This window comes from Pseudomonas sp. URIL14HWK12:I5, assembly GCF_900176445.1.
Taxonomy (GTDB): domain Bacteria; phylum Pseudomonadota; class Gammaproteobacteria; order Pseudomonadales; family Pseudomonadaceae; genus Aquipseudomonas; species Aquipseudomonas monteilii.
This window is the reverse complement of record NZ_FWXQ01000001.1, coordinates 767511-784499: the sequence shown is the minus strand read 5'-3', so window position 1 is coordinate 784499 and position 16989 is coordinate 767511. Positions and strand designations below refer to the sequence as shown.

Annotated in this window: 17 protein-coding genes; 11 read left to right on the top strand and 6 right to left on the bottom strand. The window is 62.4% G+C overall.

Annotated elements, in window-relative coordinates; all coding sequences use genetic code 11:
- Window positions 1-53: 53 nt before the first annotated feature.
- Entirely contained in the window at window positions 54-722 is a 669-nt protein-coding gene (locus B9A31_RS03625; protein WP_019099047.1) for a DNA-3-methyladenine glycosylase, read from the top strand.
- Between the two features lie 2 nt (window positions 723-724).
- Entirely contained in the window at window positions 725-2041 is a 1317-nt protein-coding gene (locus B9A31_RS03620) for a bifunctional DedA family/phosphatase PAP2 family protein (RefSeq protein ID WP_019099046.1), read from the top strand.
- Between the two features lie 14 nt (window positions 2042-2055).
- Here B9A31_RS03620 and B9A31_RS03615 read toward each other — a convergent pair whose 3' ends face one another.
- From B9A31_RS03615 to B9A31_RS03605, 3 genes are read right to left on the bottom strand one after another with little or no spacing between them, the layout of a single operon-like run.
- Window positions 2056-2646, bottom strand: a complete 591-nt coding sequence (locus B9A31_RS03615; protein ID WP_016712194.1) for an LON peptidase substrate-binding domain-containing protein — start codon at window positions 2644-2646, stop codon at window positions 2056-2058.
- A gap of 9 nt (window positions 2647-2655) precedes the next feature.
- Window positions 2656-3372: an LrgB family protein gene (locus tag B9A31_RS03610; protein ID WP_025754329.1), complete on the bottom strand. Its 717-nt coding sequence runs from the start codon at window positions 3370-3372 to the stop codon at window positions 2656-2658.
- Window positions 3369-3731 carry a CidA/LrgA family protein gene (locus tag B9A31_RS03605; RefSeq protein ID WP_019099791.1) on the bottom strand — a complete coding sequence of 121 codons (363 nt, stop codon included), beginning with the start codon at window positions 3729-3731 and terminating at the stop codon, window positions 3369-3371. Before B9A31_RS03605 ends, B9A31_RS03610 begins: the two co-directional genes overlap by 4 nt.
- Window positions 3732-3874: 143 nt before the next feature.
- On the opposite strand from B9A31_RS03605, the gene B9A31_RS03600 reads away from it, so the two are divergent.
- From B9A31_RS03600 to B9A31_RS03560, 9 genes are all read left to right on the top strand, one after another.
- Window positions 3875-4330 (top strand): MaoC family dehydratase, encoded by a 456-nt coding sequence (locus B9A31_RS03600; RefSeq protein ID WP_019099790.1) that lies wholly within the window; start codon window positions 3875-3877, stop codon window positions 4328-4330.
- A 114-nt stretch (window positions 4331-4444) separates the two neighbouring features.
- On the top strand, window positions 4445-5323 hold the full coding sequence (gene prmA / locus B9A31_RS03595) for a 50S ribosomal protein L11 methyltransferase (RefSeq protein WP_019099789.1): 879 nt from the start codon (window positions 4445-4447) through the stop codon (window positions 5321-5323).
- A 42-nt stretch (window positions 5324-5365) separates the two neighbouring features.
- On the top strand, window positions 5366-6718 hold the full coding sequence (locus B9A31_RS03590) for a DUF3426 domain-containing protein (protein WP_084296660.1): 1353 nt from the start codon (window positions 5366-5368) through the stop codon (window positions 6716-6718).
- 175 nt (window positions 6719-6893) lie between these two features.
- A complete protein-coding gene (gene dusB / locus B9A31_RS03585) occupies window positions 6894-7907 on the top strand; it encodes a tRNA dihydrouridine synthase DusB (protein ID WP_019099787.1) in 1014 nt (337 codons plus the stop codon).
- Complete coding sequence (gene fis, locus B9A31_RS03580; RefSeq protein ID WP_019099786.1) at window positions 7904-8224, top strand: DNA-binding transcriptional regulator Fis; 321 nt, start codon at window positions 7904-7906, stop codon at window positions 8222-8224. Before dusB ends, fis begins: the two co-directional genes overlap by 4 nt.
- Before the next feature lie 81 nt (window positions 8225-8305).
- The gene (gene purH / locus B9A31_RS03575; RefSeq protein ID WP_019099785.1) at window positions 8306-9913 is read left to right on the top strand and encodes a bifunctional phosphoribosylaminoimidazolecarboxamide formyltransferase/IMP cyclohydrolase; all 1608 of its coding nucleotides are present in this window, start codon (window positions 8306-8308) and stop codon (window positions 9911-9913) included.
- Between the two features lie 182 nt (window positions 9914-10095).
- On the top strand, window positions 10096-11391 hold the full coding sequence (gene purD, locus B9A31_RS03570; RefSeq protein WP_019099784.1) for a phosphoribosylamine--glycine ligase: 1296 nt from the start codon (window positions 10096-10098) through the stop codon (window positions 11389-11391).
- Window positions 11392-11526: 135 nt separating this feature from the next.
- Complete coding sequence (locus B9A31_RS03565; protein WP_019099783.1) at window positions 11527-14298, top strand: hybrid sensor histidine kinase/response regulator; 2772 nt, start codon at window positions 11527-11529, stop codon at window positions 14296-14298.
- Between the two features lie 37 nt (window positions 14299-14335).
- A complete protein-coding gene (locus B9A31_RS03560; RefSeq protein ID WP_016712205.1) occupies window positions 14336-14932 on the top strand; it encodes a MarC family protein in 597 nt (198 codons plus the stop codon).
- On the opposite strand, the gene B9A31_RS03555 is transcribed toward B9A31_RS03560, so the two are convergent.
- The 3 genes from B9A31_RS03555 to B9A31_RS03545 all read right to left on the bottom strand — a co-directional run bounded on the left by B9A31_RS03555 (window position 14929) and on the right by B9A31_RS03545 (window position 16977).
- Window positions 14929-15552 carry a hypothetical protein gene (locus B9A31_RS03555; protein WP_019099782.1) on the bottom strand — a complete coding sequence of 208 codons (624 nt, stop codon included), beginning with the start codon at window positions 15550-15552 and terminating at the stop codon, window positions 14929-14931. The genes B9A31_RS03560 and B9A31_RS03555 overlap by 4 nt on opposite strands.
- Window positions 15539-16225 (bottom strand): hypothetical protein, encoded by a 687-nt coding sequence (locus B9A31_RS03550; protein ID WP_019099781.1) that lies wholly within the window; start codon window positions 16223-16225, stop codon window positions 15539-15541. The genes B9A31_RS03555 and B9A31_RS03550 overlap by 14 nt, the downstream gene beginning before the upstream one ends.
- A gap of 62 nt (window positions 16226-16287) precedes the next feature.
- Window positions 16288-16977 carry a hypothetical protein gene (locus tag B9A31_RS03545; RefSeq protein ID WP_025754332.1) on the bottom strand — a complete coding sequence of 230 codons (690 nt, stop codon included), beginning with the start codon at window positions 16975-16977 and terminating at the stop codon, window positions 16288-16290.
- Window positions 16978-16989: the final 12 nt, after the last annotated feature.

Sequence of the window (16989 nt, the reverse complement as noted above, 5' to 3'; positions counted from 1 at the left end):
CGATTAAGCCATTCATTGCTATCATCCCGCCTCCCCAGCCACGAACCGCCCGCATGCCAGCCCTGCCCGACAGCTTTTTCGACCGCGATGCCCAGACCCTGGCCAAAGCCCTGCTAGGCAAGGTTATCCGCCATCGCCACGGCGACCTGTGGCTTGCCGCGCGCATCATCGAGACCGAGGCCTACTACCTCACCGACAAAGGCAGCCACGCCTCGCTCGGCTACACCGAAAAGCGCAAGGCGCTATTCCTGGATGGTGGTCACATCTACATGTACTACGCCCGCGGCGGAGACTCGCTAAACTTCAGCGCCCACGGGCCGGGCAACGCGGTGCTGATCAAGTCCGCCTATCCTTGGCAGGATGCCCTTTCAGGCCCCAACAGCCTGGCGCAAATGCAACTGAACAACCCCGATGCCAGTGGCAAGCTGCGCCCGGATGAGCGCCTGTGCGCGGGCCAGACCCTGCTATGCCGGGCCCTGGGCCTGAAAGTGCCGCACTGGGATGCCCAGCGCTTCGACGCCGAGCGGCTGTATGTGGACGATTGCGGCAACGCCGTACCACGGGTCATCCAGACCGCGCGCCTGGGCATCCCGCACGGGCGCGACGAACACCTGCCCTACCGTTTCGTCGACGCCGACTATGCCCGCTTCTGCACGCGGAACCCGTTACGTCGCGGCCAAGTCGAAGGCCGTGACTTCTTCATTCTCGAACAAGGAAGCTGAACATGGGCCAATGGCTCGACAGCCTGACCGGCTGGCTCAGCGCCAACCCGCAGTGGCTTGGCCTGGCGATTTTCCTGGTGGCCTGCATCGAATGCCTGGCCATCGCCGGCATCATCGTGCCGGGCACCGTGCTGCTGTTCGCCGTTGCGGTACTGGCCGGCAGTGGCACCTTCAGCCTGGGTGAAACCTTGCTGCTGGGCTTCCTTGGCGGCCTTTTGGGTGATGCGCTGTCGTACACGGTGGGCAAGTACTTTCACCAGAACATCCGCCGTCTGCCCTTACTACGGCACCACCCGGAATGGATTGGCAGCGCCGAGACCTACTTCCAGCGTTATGGCATTGCCAGCCTGCTGGTAGGCCGCTTCATCGGCCCTCTGCGGCCGATGCTGCCGATGGTGGCCGGCATGTTCGACATGCCTCTGCCGCGCTTCATCGCCGTCAGCCTGGTGGCCGGCGCTGGCTGGTCGGTCGCCTACCTGCTGCCCGGCTGGGCCACTGGCGCAGCCATGCGCCTGCCGCTGCCGGAAGGCTTCTGGCTGGATGCGGGCATCATCGCCGGCACCCTGGCCGTGCTGATTGGCCTTAGCCTCAACAGCAGCCTGCGTGACCAGCGCCACGGCACCCGGCTGGTTGCCGGCCTCAGTTTCATCGCCCTGGCCGGGATATTTATCGGTTGGCCTTACCTGCATGAGTTCGATCAGGGCGTGATGACACTGGTGCAGGAGCACCGCAGCCAGGCCATCGATGGCAGCGTGGTGCTGGTGACCCGGCTGGGCGATTTTCGTACCCAGCTGTTCCTCGGCGGGCTGCTGACAGGCCTGTTGCTGCTTGCCCGGCAGTGGCGACACGCCATGTTCGCTGCCGGCGCCCTGATGAGCACGGCGATTGCCAACGGCACACTCAAATGGCTGTTCGCCCGGGCACGGCCGGAAGTGCTGACCGACCCGCTGACCAGCTACAGCATGCCCAGCGGGCACAGTTCGGCGTCGTTTGCGTTCTTTCTGGTGATGGCCGTGCTGGCGGGGCGTGGGCAGCCGCCGCGGATGCGCCTGACTTGGGTGATGCTGGGTTGCATTCCGGCCCTGGCGATTGCCCTGTCGCGGGTTTACCTGGGGGCTCACTGGCCGACAGACATTCTGGCCGGAGCACTGCTGGCGTGTTGCGTGTGTGCGCTTAGCCTGACCCTGGTGCAACGGCGCCAGACACTGCCAGCCTTGCCGCAGCGGGCGTGGTGGCTGGTGTTGCCGGCCTGCGTGGCGCTGCTGGCGTTCTTTGCCATGCATGCGCTGCCGCAGGCTTTGCTTCGATACCAATATTGATGTAGCCAGTACCCTCAGGCAAACAGTTCGCCCTGAATCCGCTCCAGCAGCTTCTGGATCTCCCCCAGCCGCTGCTGCGGTGAATCCAGGGTCAACAAGTCCAGCTTGTCCTCTTCCATGAATGGCAGCAGGTACGCCAGCTGATTGGACAGCGCCTGACGCCCGTCCACTGGCCTCGGCATGTCCAGCGCTTCGACCATCGGGTGCTCACCCAACGCCACCAGCAACGCCAGCAGGTCGTCGTCCGCCTCCAGCAACGGGCTGTCCGCCTGCTCCGGCAACCACTGCACCTGCCCCACCAGCAACTGGTCTTTCTGCACTTCGGTGCTGTCGAGGTTAAAGCGCCGAACGCCTTCAACCCGGATACCCAGCAACCCGTTGTCCTGCTGCACGAAGTCGCGGATGACCGCCTCACAGCCAATCGAGGCGACCATCGGCGGCGCTTTGCCAACCTGCTCGCCCTCAAGGATGCACACCACACCAAAACCTTCGCCCTGCTTCATGCAGCGGCTTATCATGTCCAGGTAGCGCGCCTCGAAAATCTGCAAGTCGAGAAAGCAGCCAGGAAACAGCACGGTATTGAGCGGAAACAGCGGTAGCGTCATGACAAGTCCTCAAGCCACCAGGCTGACCGCCAGCGGCAGGAACACCGCCGTGGCCACGCCCATCAGGCTCATCGCCAGCGCGGCAAAGGCGCCGCATTCATCACTTTCCTGCAGGGCCACCGAAGTGCCCACCGCGTGCGCGGTCACCCCCAGCGACATCCCTCGCGCCTCAGGGCTGTGTACCCCGAAGCGATTCAGCAGTGCCGGGCCGAAGATGGCCCCGATCACCCCGGTAATCAATACGAACACCGCAGCCAAGGCCGCCACGCCACCAATCTGTTCGGCCACCAGCATGGCGATCGGCGAGGTCACGGACTTCGGCGCCATGGTCATCAGGATCATGTGTTCGGCACCAAACCACCAGCCCAGCAACAGGCAGAACAGGGTGGCGAACAGGCCCCCGACTACCAGCGTAGTAAATGTGGGCCAGAACAGCTGGCGGATACGCCGCAGGTTGAGATAGAGCGGCACAGCCAGGGCGACAGTGGCAGGCCCCAGCAGGATGTTCATGATTTCGGTGCTTTTGCGGTACTCGCTGTAGTCGATACCGCACAGCAGCAATACACCGATTACCAGCAACATCGACACCAGCACCGGCTGCAGAAAGATCAAGCGGGTCTTTTCGTAGGCCGCCAGCACAACCTGGTAGGCCCCGAGCGTAATGCCGATACCGAACAACGGGTGATGGACGACTGCGTCAAGCGCGCCTTGCCAGTCGAGCATCATGGCTGCTCCTCACGCTTGCCCTGGCGCTGGATGAGCTTTTGCATCAGCACCCCGACAAACACCAGCGTCACCAGACAGGAAATCAGCAAGGCACCGACAATGGCCCAGAAATCAGCGGCAATGTCCTTGGCATACACCATCACCCCTACCGCCGGCGGCACCAGCAACAGCGGCAGGTAGCGCAACAGGCTACTGGCGGCCTCGTTCAACGGCTTGCCCACTTCACCGCGAGCCATGAGAAAGAACAACAGCAGCAACAGGCCAATAATCGGCCCCGGCAAAACCGGCACCAACAGGTGATTGATCGCCGTCCCCAGCAGCTGGAACAGCACCAGCCAGGTCAAACCACGCAACAGCATAAGCATCTCCCTCGGGCATGGTGGCCATTATAAGCACGCCCGGCTATAGACCGATATTCGCCGAAAAGCGGGCAACTTGACTGAAACGGTTAGCCGTGCTGATCTTGCACTTTCGTACCAACTGACAACCCGGAGAGTCCGCGATGCCCTATGTACCGGTTACAGAGCTTTCGCAGTACGTTGGTAAGGAACTGGGCCGCTCTGCCTGGCTCAAGATCGACCAGCAGCGCATCAACCTGTTCGCCGAGGCAACCGGCGATTTTCAGTTCATTCATGTCGACCCTGAGAAGGCGGCAAAAACACCGTTTGGCGGCACGATTGCCCACGGTTTCCTGACGTTGTCGCTGATTCCCAAGCTGATCGAGGACATCCTGGTCCTGCCGCAAGGGCTTAAGATGGTGGTGAACTATGGGCTGGACAGTGTGCGGTTCATTCAGCCGGTCAAGGTCGACAGCCAGGTGCGGTTGAAAGTGGAGCTGGCCGAGGTGACAGAGAAAAAGCCGGGGCAGTGGTTGCTGAAGGCGATTGCCACCTTGGAAATTGAGGGTGAGGAGAAGCCTGCTTATATAGCTGAGTCGCTTTCCCTGTGTTTTGTCTGACTCATTCCGGGGGCGCCGCGTGCGCCCCGATCCACAAATCCCCCGCACTCGCGTAAACTGCCAGCCTTCGCGCAGCCTAGGGCTGCCCCTGTCGATTTACCAAAGGTGCCCGCCATGCCCTGGCTGCAAGTACGCCTGGCCATCAGCCCGGAACAAGCCGAAACCTACGAAGACGCCCTGCTTGAAGTAGGCGCCGTCTCGGTCACGTTCATGGACGCCGAAGATCAACCGATCTTCGAGCCAGACCTCAACACCACCCCGCTGTGGTCGCACACCCACCTGCTGGCCCTGTTCGAGGCCGATGCAGAGCCTGAGCAGGTGTTTTCCCACCTGCGCCTGCTGACCGGCGCCGAGCTGCCCGAGCACCAGGCCGAAGTGATCGAGGACCAGGACTGGGAACGCAGCTGGATGGACAACTTCCAGCCGATGCGTTTCGGCCAACGTCTGTGGATCGTGCCGAGCTGGCACGATGCCCCGGAAAAGGACGCCGTCAACCTGCTGCTCGACCCGGGCCTGGCCTTCGGCACTGGCACCCACCCCACCACGGCCCTGTGCCTGGAGTGGCTGGATGCCCAGCAAATGGAAGGCACCCAGGTGCTGGACTTCGGCTGTGGCTCGGGCATCCTGGCCATTGCCGCGCTACTGCTGGGCGCCCGTGAAGCTGTCGGCACCGACATCGACGTGCAGGCCATCGAGGCTTCGCGCGACAATGCCCAGCGCAACGGCATTGCCGATGAAAAGCTGGCGCTGTACCTGCCCGAGCACATGCCGGCCATGCAGGCCGACGTGCTGGTCGCCAATATTCTGGCCGGCCCGCTGGTATCGCTGGCGCCGCAGTTGTCCGGCCTGGTCCGCCCAGGTGGCCTGCTGGCCCTGTCGGGCATCCTCGCCGAGCAGGGCGAAGAAGTGGCTGCCGCCTACGCCGCCGACTTCGAGCTGGACCCGATCGTCGTGCGCGACGGCTGGGTGCGCATCAGTGGTCGCCGCCGTTAAGCGGGCCTAGAATAGTCTTCTGCACAGCTCCCGGATTGCCGCATGACCGACAGTTTCGTCACCCAGTGCCCGCATTGCCAGACCAGCTTTCGCGTCACCCACCACCAGTTGAACGTGGCTCGCGGTGTGGTGCGCTGCGGTCACTGCTTGCAGGTGTTCAATGCCGCCAAGCAGTTGCTGGAGCAGAACCGCGCCAATGCTCCGGTGGTGCCTGCGCCAGTACCCGCTGTGCCGGCCGAACCGCTGATCGAACAGGCGGTCACCCCTGAGCCCACCATCGAAGTACGCAACGATAGCGCTGACGATGCCTGGGCGCTTACCGCCCAGGCCCTGGATGAGCTTGACCTCGACAAGGAACTGGAGCGCCTGGAACGTCGTGGCCAACCGGCACCCACACGCCCGGCCAACCTGGAGGGTGGGCTGCAGGCACGGCGCGACGAGCTGCACCCGGACGAGCACGCAGACGACCTGTTTGGCACGGCCACCGACGAGCCCTTCGAACCCCAACAGCCGGCAGAAGCCGCCCCGGTGCTGCCGGAGCCAGAGCCCCTGGCGCTGGACCTGGAACCGGCACCCGGCGAGCGCACCGAGCCGACCCTGGGCAGCAACCTCGACCTGGATATCGATGACGAGCCGCCCGTACACCGCGCGCCCGAAATCGATAAGCAGCCTGCCTTCAGCGAGCCACTGCACGCCAGCGATGACGAAATACCGGAAAAAGGCCTGAGCGCCCGCGACGATGAGCCGCTGGCGCTGCATCTGTCGGCCCGCGACGATGAACCTGACGAGCCACTACCCGGCGACCGCCTTGAACCAGGCCTTGCCAGTAAACCCGAGCGCCCGGCACGTAAGGAACCGCTGGTCGACGTGGTCGACGACCCGCTGCAGCTGGGCTGGGAAAAACCCGCCCCCAACTGGGGCAAGCGTTTGCTGTGGGGTTTTCTGACCTTGCTGGCTGCTGGCCTGCTGGCCTTCCAGTACGTGTGGTTCCACTTCGACGAAATGGCCCGCCAGGACCAATACCGGCCAATTTTCCAGCAGATCTGCCCGATGGTCGGTTGCCAGGTGCCCACCCGCGTCGATATTGCACGCATCAAGAGCAGCAACCTGGTGGTGCGCAGCCACCCCGACTTCAAGGGTGCACTGATCGTCGATGCGATCATCTACAACCGCGCCCCCTTCTCCCAGCCGTTCCCGCTGCTGGAACTGCGCTTTGCCGACCTCAATGGCCAGCTGATCGCCAGCCGTCGCTTCAAGCCCAGCGAGTACCTTTCAGGCGAATTGGCAGGGCGTGGCGACATGCCCAGCCAGACGCCGATCCATATTGCCCTGGACATCCTCGACCCGGGGCCGAAGGCCGTCAACTACAGCCTGAGCTTCCGTTCCCCGGAATAGGCAGTGCACCAGCGGGGCTGCCAGGCGGCCCCGCTGTCCATATGTCGCACCAAAAGTCATAAGCCGACAACTGTTCAGATTTTATCCAGATCCATCTTTATCCGGTCACCGAGAGCGGGTATCATGCCAACCCTTTTTCGAACTCCAAGATTCGGCCCCACAACAGGGATCACCTATGTCGGCGGTACGCATCGGCCAATACACACTGCGTAACAACCTGATCCTCGCGCCCATGGCCGGGGTCACGGACCAGCCTTTCCGTACACTTTGCCAGCGCCTGGGCGCGGGCATGGTGGTGTCGGAAATGGTCAGCAGCGACATGAGCCTGTGGAACAGCCGCAAGTCGAGCCTGCGCCGCATCCATGAAGGTGATCCCGAGCCACGCTCGGTGCAGATCGCCGGCGGTGATGCGCAGATGATGGCAGCGGCGGCGAAGGCCAACGTCGAAGCGGGCGCCCAGATCATCGATATCAACATGGGCTGCCCGGCAAAAAAAGTCTGCAACAAAGCTGCAGGCTCTGCTTTATTGAGAGATGAAGCCTTGGTCCACGAAATCCTCCACGCCGTTGTAGGCGCCGTGGATGTTCCGGTGACCCTGAAGATCCGCACCGGTTGGGACCGGGCGAACAAGAACGGCCTGAACGTGGCGAAGATCGCCGAACAGGCCGGCATCCAGGCGCTGGCGGTGCATGGCCGTACACGCGCCGACCTGTATACCGGCGAGGCCGAATACGACACCATCGCTGCCATCAAACAGGCGGTGTCGATCCCGGTTTTTGCCAACGGCGATATCACTTCGCCAGAAAAGGCCCGGGCGGTGCTGGATGCCACCGGGGTCGATGGCCTGTTGATCGGCCGCGCCGCCCAGGGGCGGCCGTGGATCTTTCGCGAGATCGAGCATTACCTGCGCACTGGCGAACACCTGCCAGCGCCGCAGCTGGACGAAGTGGAACGCATCCTGCTGGAGCACCTGGCCGCGCTGCATGCCTTCTATGGCGATGTGATGGGCGTACGTATCGCCCGCAAGCACGTTGGCTGGTACCTGGCAACACGACCCGGCGGCAAGGAGTTTCGCTCCCGGTTCAACGCTTTGGAAGACACACAAGCGCAGTGCGCCAACGTTCGCGCGTTTTTCGGTGAACGTCGACAGAGCCTTGAGACAGAGGACGGACAAGGGGTGGCCGCATGACGATGATGACCGAGACATTTGTGAGTGGAACAACGCCCGTGAGCGACAACGCCAACCTGAAACAGCACCTCAACACGCCGAGCGAAGAGGGCCAGACCCTTCGCGACAGCGTCGAGAAGGCGCTGCACAACTACTTCGCCCACCTGGAAGGCGCGACCGTGACGGACGTGTACAACCTGGTGCTCTCCGAAGTCGAGGCGCCCCTGCTCGAATGCGTGATGAACTACGTGAAGGGCAACCAGACCAAGGCCAGCGAGATGCTCGGGCTGAACCGAGGCACCCTGCGCAAGAAGCTCAAGCAGTACGACTTGCTGTAAGCCAGAATCCCAACCAGAAAAGGCGGCTCCCTGAACAGAGGCGCCTTTTTTGCTGACTCCACCGCGTTATTGGAACCCGAAATGACCGACCAGACTACCCGCCTGCCAGTCCGCCGCGCCCTGATCAGCGTCTCCGACAAGACCGGTATCCTCGAATTCGCCCGTGAGCTGCAACAGCTCGGTGTCGAGATCCTGTCCACCGGCGGCACCTACAAGCTGCTCAAGGACAACGGCGTGAACGCGGTGGAAGTGGCCGACTACACCGGCTTCGCCGAAATGATGGATGGCCGGGTCAAGACCCTGCACCCGAAGATCCACGGCGGCATCCTCGGCCGTCGCGGCACCGACGACGCCATCATGAACGAGCACGGCATCAAGCCGATCGACCTGGTCGCGGTCAACCTGTACCCGTTCGAAGCCACCATTTCCAAGCCGGGCTGTGACCTGCCGACCGCTATCGAGAACATCGACATCGGCGGCCCGACCATGGTCCGTTCGGCTGCCAAAAACCACAAAGACGTGGCCATCGTGGTCAACGCCAGCGACTACGCCGGCATCGTCGAAGGCCTTAAAGCCGGTGGCCTGACCTACGCCCAGCGCTTCGACCTGATGCTCAAGGCGTTCGAGCACACTGCCGCCTACGATGGCATGATCGCCAACTACATGGGCACCATCGACCAGGCCAAGGACACCCTTTCGACTGCCGATCGCAGCGAATTCCCGCGCACCTTCAACAGCCAGTTCGTCAAGGCCCAGGAAATGCGTTATGGCGAGAACCCGCACCAGAGCGCGGCGTTCTACGTAGAAGCCAAGAAAGGCGAAGCCAGCATTTCCACCGCCATCCAGCTGCAAGGCAAGGAACTGTCGTTCAACAACGTGGCCGACACCGACGCCGCGCTGGAGTGCGTGAAGAGCTTCGTCAAGCCGGCCTGCGTCATCGTCAAGCACGCCAACCCGTGCGGCGTGGCCGTTGTGCCTGAAGACGAAGGCGGTATCCGCAAGGCCTACGACCTGGCCTATGCCACTGACACCGAGTCGGCATTCGGCGGCATCATTGCCTTCAACCGCGAGCTGGACGGCGAAACCGCCAAGGCCATCGTCGACCGCCAGTTCGTCGAAGTGATCATCGCGCCGAAAATTTCCCAGGCTGCCCGTGAAGTGGTTGCCGCCAAGCAGAACGTACGCCTGCTTGAGTGCGGCGAATGGCCTGCCGAGCGCGCCGCCGGTTGGGACTTCAAGCGCGTCAACGGTGGCCTGCTGGTGCAGAGCCGCGATATCGGCATGATCACCGCTGATGACCTGAAAATCGTCACCAAGCGCGCCCCGACCGAACAGGAAATCCATGACCTGGTGTTCGCCTGGAAAGTGGCCAAGTTCGTCAAGTCCAACGCCATTGTCTACGCCAAGCAGCGCCAGACCATCGGCGTAGGCGCTGGCCAGATGAGCCGCGTCAACTCCGCGCGCATTGCTGCAATCAAGGCCGAGCATGCTGGCCTGCAGGTGCAGGGTGCGGTCATGGCCTCGGACGCGTTCTTCCCGTTCCGTGATGGCATCGACAATGCGGCTAAAGTGGGTATCAGCGCCGTGATCCAGCCGGGTGGTTCGATGCGTGATGCTGAAGTCATTGCTGCTGCCGATGAAGCCGGCATTGCAATGGTGTTCACCGGTATGCGCCACTTCCGCCACTGATTTACGACAATCGGCCGCACTGAAGCAGGCATCTGCTGCGTTGGGGCCGGTTCCGCTGATGCTCATTGCCAAAAGGCAACTCCGCTCATCGGAACCGGCCCCGCCTTGCATCTACCTGCTCCAGTGCGACCTCGTACAGCGTGAAGCTTTGCCTTACGCCCGAAAGAATTCGAGGTTTTGACATGAAAGTTTTGATCATCGGCAGCGGCGGCCGTGAGCACGCCCTGGCCTGGAAAGTCGCCCAGGACCCACGCGTCGAGAAAGTCTTCGTTGCCCCGGGCAACGCCGGCACTGCCATTGAAGCCAAGTGCGAAAACGTCGCCATCGACGTCTGCGCGCTGGAGCAACTGGCCGACTTCGCCGAGAAGAACGTCGACCTGACCATCGTCGGCCCGGAAGCACCGCTGGTCATCGGCGTGGTGGACCTGTTCCGCAGCCGTGGCCTGGACTGCTTCGGCCCAACCAAGGGCGCGGCCCAGCTGGAAGGCTCCAAGGCCTTCACCAAGGACTTCCTGGCACGCCACAAGATCCCGACCGCCGACTACCAGAACTTCACCGAAATCGAGCCTGCACTTGCCTACCTGCAAGAGAAAGGCGCACCGATCGTGATCAAGGCCGACGGCCTGGCTGCGGGCAAAGGCGTGATCGTCGCCATGACCCTCGAAGAAGCCGAAGCCGCCGTGCGTGACATGCTGGCCGGTAACGCCTTTGGTGAAGCCGGTTCGCGTGTGGTAATCGAAGAGTTCCTCGACGGCGAGGAAGCCAGCTTTATCGTCATGGTCGACGGCCACAACGTGCTGCCCATGGCCACCAGCCAGGACCACAAGCGCGTCGGCGACCAGGACACCGGCCCGAACACCGGCGGCATGGGTGCCTACTCCCCTGCCCCGGTGGTGACCGCCGACGTGCACCAGCGCGTGATGGACCAAGTCATCTGGCCGACCGTGCGCGGCATGGCCGAGGAAGGCAACGTCTACACCGGCTTCCTCTACGCAGGCCTGATGATCGACAAGGCGGGCAACCCCAAAGTCATCGAGTTCAACTGCCGCTTCGGCGACCCAGAGACCCAGCCGGTCATGCTGCGCCTGGAGTCGAGCCTGGTGCTGCTGATCGAAGCCGCTTTCGCCAAGGCGCTGGACAAAGTCGAAGCTCAGTGGGACCCGCGTCCAAGCCTGGGCGTGGTGCTGGCAGCTGGCGGTTACCCTGGCGACTACGCCAAGGGCGAGGCGATCAGTGGCCTGGACGCTGCGGCCAAGATCGAAGGCAAGGTGTTCCATGCCGGTACTTCGCTCAAGGATGGCCAAGTGGTCACCAACGGAGGCCGCGTTTTGTGTGCCACCGCCATGGGCAGCACCGTTGCTGACGCGCAGCAGCAAGCTTACCGTCTGGCCAAGGAAGTGAGCTGGAACGGCAGCTTCTACCGTACCGATATCGGTTATCGGGCCATCGCCCGCGAGCGCGGTGAGCACCAGCAGTAAGTACTACCGGAGCGCCGTAGCGCTTTCAGCGCACGGCATCCGGCTCGTCGACAAGGCCCGCCACGGGCCTTGCCTTCGACTTGGCGCGCCGCGCATAGTGAGTACCCGGCACATCGACCAAGAAGGGATTTCGTAGTGCGTCGGCTTCGGATTGCCTCAGCTCTGATCGTCAGCTTGCTGACCTTGCTCTGCATGTTCCCGGCAGCTGCCGAACATGACGGAGGCTGGACCGTTCTGCTCGACGAACAGGCCAACCTGCAACTGAGCGATGTGCGCTCCGAGCGCTACCGCAACCAGTTCAGCCCTCTGATTCTCGCCGAGCTGGATGCAGCGCCTGCGGAACAGGCCTTGTGGCTGCACTATCGCCTGCAACCCGGCGACCAGGAACAACTGCTGCGGGTATTTGCCCCGGACCTTTCTGGCCTGGACCTCTACGCCCTCGAGGGCAACCAGCTTCTGCGTCAGCTGCACCACGGGCGCCTGGCCGGCAACGCCAGCCCCACCCTGCGTGGCAGCGACCATGTATTACCCCTGCCCAACAGCAAACAACCGCTGGACATCTACCTGCGCCTGGTCTCAGAACACCAGCTACGCCCGGCCATCAGCCTGGAACCGGCAGCCGTAGCGGCCTCAGACCAAAGCCAGCCCCTGCTGTTCGGCATGCTGTTCGGCGGCCTGGTGATGCTGATCATGCACAACCTGATCCGCTTCCTCTACAGCCGTTCCACCACCACCCTGATCCTGGCGCTGTACCACGGCCTGATGCTGCTCAGCGGCCTGATCCTGCTGAACCTCAGCGGTCCTTGGTGGCATGTGTGGCACAACGCGCAAACACCCGCCGCCTACCTGACACTGGTGCTGGCAGGCCTGGCCGGGCTGTATTTCACCCAACATTTCTTCACGCCGTGCAATTCGCCACGGCTTAACCGCCTGCTGCAAGGTGAAATGCTGGTGGTCGGGGTCAGCGGCCTGGTGCTGCTGTTCGTCGACACCCTGCCCCTCAACCTGATGACCTACGCCCTGCTGGCCTTGGGCAGCGTGAGCATGCTGCTTGTCAGCAGCTACCACTGGTACCGTGGCTATGCACCGGGGCGCCTGTTCAGCCTGGCCATGGTGGTGTTCAACCTGGGTGGCCTGGTGCTGCTGCCGGCCCTGTTGGGCCTGACCCGCACCTCGACGCCCTGGTTGCTGTGCATCCTGTTGGGTCTGACCGTGGTCAGCGGGCTGCTGCTGAACCTGGCCGTCAGCGAACGCCTGCGGCGCATGAGCGAGGAGCGCTTCAGCGCCAGCCGTGCGCTGGCCGCCAGCGATGCCGAAATCAATGCCAAGGCCGAGTTCCTGGCCAAGATCAGCCACGAAATCCGCACCCCTATGAATGGTGTACTGGGCATGACCGAACTGTTGCTGGGCACACCGCTGTCGGTCAAGCAACGCGACTACGTGCAGACCATCCACAGTGCCGGTAACGAGCTGCTCACGCTGATCAACGAAATTCTCGACATTTCCAAGCTGGAGTCCCGGCAGATCGAGCTGGATGATGTGCAGTTCGACCTTAACGCGCTGATCGAGGACTGCCTGAACATCTTCCGCGCCAAGGCCGAGCAACAGAACATCGAGCTGATCAGCTTCACCCAGCCACAGGTGCCGCGCGTGATCAGTGGCGACCCGACGCGCCTGCGCCAGGCCTTGTCGAGCCTGTTGGAGAATGCGCTGAAAAACACCGACCAGGGCGAGATCCTGCTGGTGGTGGCGCTGGACCAGCGCGGCGAGGTACCACGCTTGCGCATTGCCGTTCAGGACAGCGGCGAGCCGTTGCCCGCCGCCGACCGCGAAGCCTTGTTGCAGGCCGAGTTGCACAGCCACCACTTCCTGTCCAGCAATAAGCTGGGCGGCCACCTTGGCCTGGTCATTGCCAAGCAGCTGATCGGCCTGATGCAGGGCGAGTTCGGCATCAAGAGCAGCACGGGCATGGGCAACACCCTATGGCTGACCCTTCCGCTGGACCCTTCACGCCTGGAGCAACCACCGGCCGACCTCGAAGGCCCGCTGCGCGATGCCCGTGTGCTGGTGGTGGACGACAACGACACCTGCCGCAAGGTGTTGGTACAGCAGTGCAGCGCCTGGGGCATGAACGTCAGCGCGGTGCCATCGGGCAAAGAAGCCCTGGCGCTGCTGCGTACCAAGGCGCACCTGCGGGACTACTTCGACGCCGTGCTGCTGGACCAGAACATGCCCGGCATGACCGGTATGCAGCTGGCTGCCAAAATCAAGGAAGACCCGAGCCTGAACCACGACATCCTGGTGGTGATGCTCACCGGTATCAGCAATGCGCCGAGCAAGGTCATTGCGCGTAACGCCGGGGTCAAGCGGATACTGGCCAAGCCGGTGGCCGGCTACACGCTGAAAACCACCCTGGCCGAGGAACTGGCACAGCGCGGCCGCGAGCAGGCGGTGCCTGCCAGCCTGCCAGGCATCCCGCAGGCGCTGGACCTGCCTGGCAACTTCCGCGTGCTGGTCGCCGAGGACAACAGCATTTCGACCAAAGTGATCCGCGGCATGCTCGGCAAGCTCAACCTCGAGCCCGACACGGCCTGCAATGGCGAAGAAGCCCTGCAGGCGATGAAAGCGCAGCGCTATGACCTGGTGTTGATGGACTGCGAGATGCCGATACTGGACGGCTTCTCCGCTACCCAGCAACTGCGCGCCTGGGAAGCGGCCAACCAGCGCCAGCGCACGCCGGTGGTGGCGCTGACGGCGCACATTCTGGCCGAACACAAGGAGCGCGCACGGCTGGCGGGCATGGACGGGCACATGGCCAAGCCGGTGGAATTATCACAGTTGCGCGAGCTGATCCAGTACTGGGCCAACCAGCGGGAAACCCTGGTAGATCCAGCGCATACTTCCTAGCTGACACAAGCATCAGTATTGCTGAGGACTACGCCCCATGCTCCATGAGTTGTTCAGCGTCTACCTGAAAATGCTCGTGCTCTACAGCCCGTTCTTCGTGCTGTCGTGCTTCATCAGCCTGACCCGCGGCCACTCCAGCAAGGAGCGCAAGCAACTGGCCTGGAAGGTGGCCTTCGCGGCGCTGGTCGCCAGCGTGCTGCTGTACCTGTTCGGTCGGGTGATTTTCGGTATTTTTGGCATCACCGCTGACGCCTTCCGCATCGGAGCCGGCAGCGTGCTGTTCATCTCGGCCCTGGGCATGGCCCAGGGCAAACCGGCCGTGCAGGCCGATAACGTGCAGCAAGATGTGACCATCGTGCCGCTGACCATTCCGCTGACCGTCGGCCCCGGCACCATTGGTGCCCTGCTGGTGATGGGCGTCGGCCAGCCGCACTGGGATGACAAGTTGCTCGCCATCATCAGCATTGCCCTGGCCAGTTTCACCGTGGGCCTGGTGCTGTACCTGTCACACGGTATCGAACGCATTCTTGGCGAGCAGGGCCTGCAGATCGTCAGCCGCTTGATGGGCCTGTTTGTCTGCGCATTGGCAGCGCAGATCATCTTTACCGGTATCAAGGGATACCTGATGCCCTAAACCTCCATTTCATGGATTTCCTTCAAGGCAATCTTCACCAGTGCCCGCTCGACACCGCTGCGACGTTCCTGATTGAACAGGCGTGTATTGAAACGCACCAGCTCTGCGGCCACCTGCATGTTGCGGCGCTCGCGAAACAGAAAGCCATTGGTGAATACCGCCGTGTTGCCAGCCTCGTGGTACACCACAATGTCCACGTAGTTGCCACTGACTGGCGCACAGGACAACAGTTGAAACTGCGCTCGGTCCCTGCTGCGAGACTCGAAATGCAGCAAGGGTTTGCCGTTTCTCTTTAGCGCCTCGAACGCCAGCGCCATGCTGCTGGAATGCTGAGCCCCTGCGACGGCGTCGATCTTGCTCAACGCCTGATCGACAATTCTGGGCCGCTGCGGGTCCGGCCAATGGACTTCTTCAGCAGACTTCGCGTCCCACCCCAGGTACATCAACTTCTTGCGGTAGTAATCGTATTGTTCCTGCTGCGTTGCTTTGGCCATGTCTTGCAACGTCACGGTCTCGGCCCATAACGAAGCAAGCTTCACGGCCTGACGCTGCTCAAGGCTGACGCCGGGAATGAACGAAACCAGGCTTGCGCCTACGACTACGGCTTCATGCTGTTGCATCGCCACCCTCCGGCTTCAACACCCCTAGATCAATGATTTTTCCAACATGCTGTGTTCGCTCAAGCAGATCGTGCAGGCCTTGGCGATGAGCGACAGTCAGGTATTCGCTCAATGTTCCGGCACTGGCCCGCAGGTCTATCCCCTCGGCCGGTATGGGCTGCAAACGGGTATCGGGACGAATCTGTGATGCAGGCAAGGCACTCTTGAACGCCAACCCACACATATCCAGAGACGCATCAGGCAGCATCACGCCCAGCTCGTAGGCGCAGTGTGTGGTCTTGTCCTGCTCCGCCAGCGTGAAGGGTTGCAGGTGCTTCTGCACCACCACCTGCGAGAGCAGGGTAATGGCAGCCCGCAAATGACCCGCCAGGCTGGGATGACGGGCCTGCAAATCGTCGCTGAGCCGCTGAACCGGCACCAGTGATTGCCCAGCCTGCGCCTGCTGGTGATCACTGCGGCTGCGCACGACCACCCAGCCTCGCTCCTCCAGTGCCGTGCGGTACCCGCTGTACCAGCGCCCGTAGTGGATAAACCGTGAGCCGTTCAATTTGTCCGAGCGCAGCTGGGCAAACAGAATCGAGTCCAGCGCATACTGCCTCAAGGGCTGCGCCGCGTCCGCGACCAGCAGCGCGGTGCCACCAACGAGCCACAAGGAGTAGCCTTCCTTACTCATTGCAATACCTCGAATTTCAAACGTGCAGAATGAAGAACGGGGCCCGCAGGCCCCGTTTGCTCTCAAATCTCGTATTCGTCGGCGGCCTTGACGGCCTTGTCAGCGAGTTTCTGCTCGATCGTTGCGCGCACCTGGTCGGTGTAGACCACTTCATTCAAGGCAAGTACTGCCGAACCGCAGTAGCGGTCTTTGCTTGAACTCTTCCATTCGAACACCGTGGTATTCAGGTCGTTTTCACTTGGCGAAGCACTGAATGCGTTCACCAGCATGAACAGTTCGCCCTCAGGCGTTTCAATGCACGTTCCCAACCCTGTGGTCGAGACCGGGTTGCCTTTGACGTTCTGCTTGTAGACCTTCTGTGCTTCTTCAATGTTACCGAGCGCATTGATGGCATCGCCGGCCAGCTTGGCCATGGCCTCGCCTACCGGCCCGCCGAGCAAGGCCTTACCTGCGGCACTGGCGACCTTGAAGGCAATCGGGCCCAGGGTCAGCGATGCGCTCTGGTCGTAGTCACGTTCGTAAGAGCGTCGGCCCGCCACCCAGCCCAGGGTGCGCATCACCTCCAGAAACTTGTTGAACCAGGCTTCGGACTCACCGTCACGGTCATGCAGCTTGGACGCCACGCGCGAAGCGAACTGGAAGGTGGTCTTGGCATCGCGTCGGCTTTGCGCCGACATGCCTGCGCTCAGCGCCAGAAGAGATTGTTCGACAACAGCGATGCTATCGCCACTGGAAGCGTTGATATCGTTCATGTACAGGGTCCT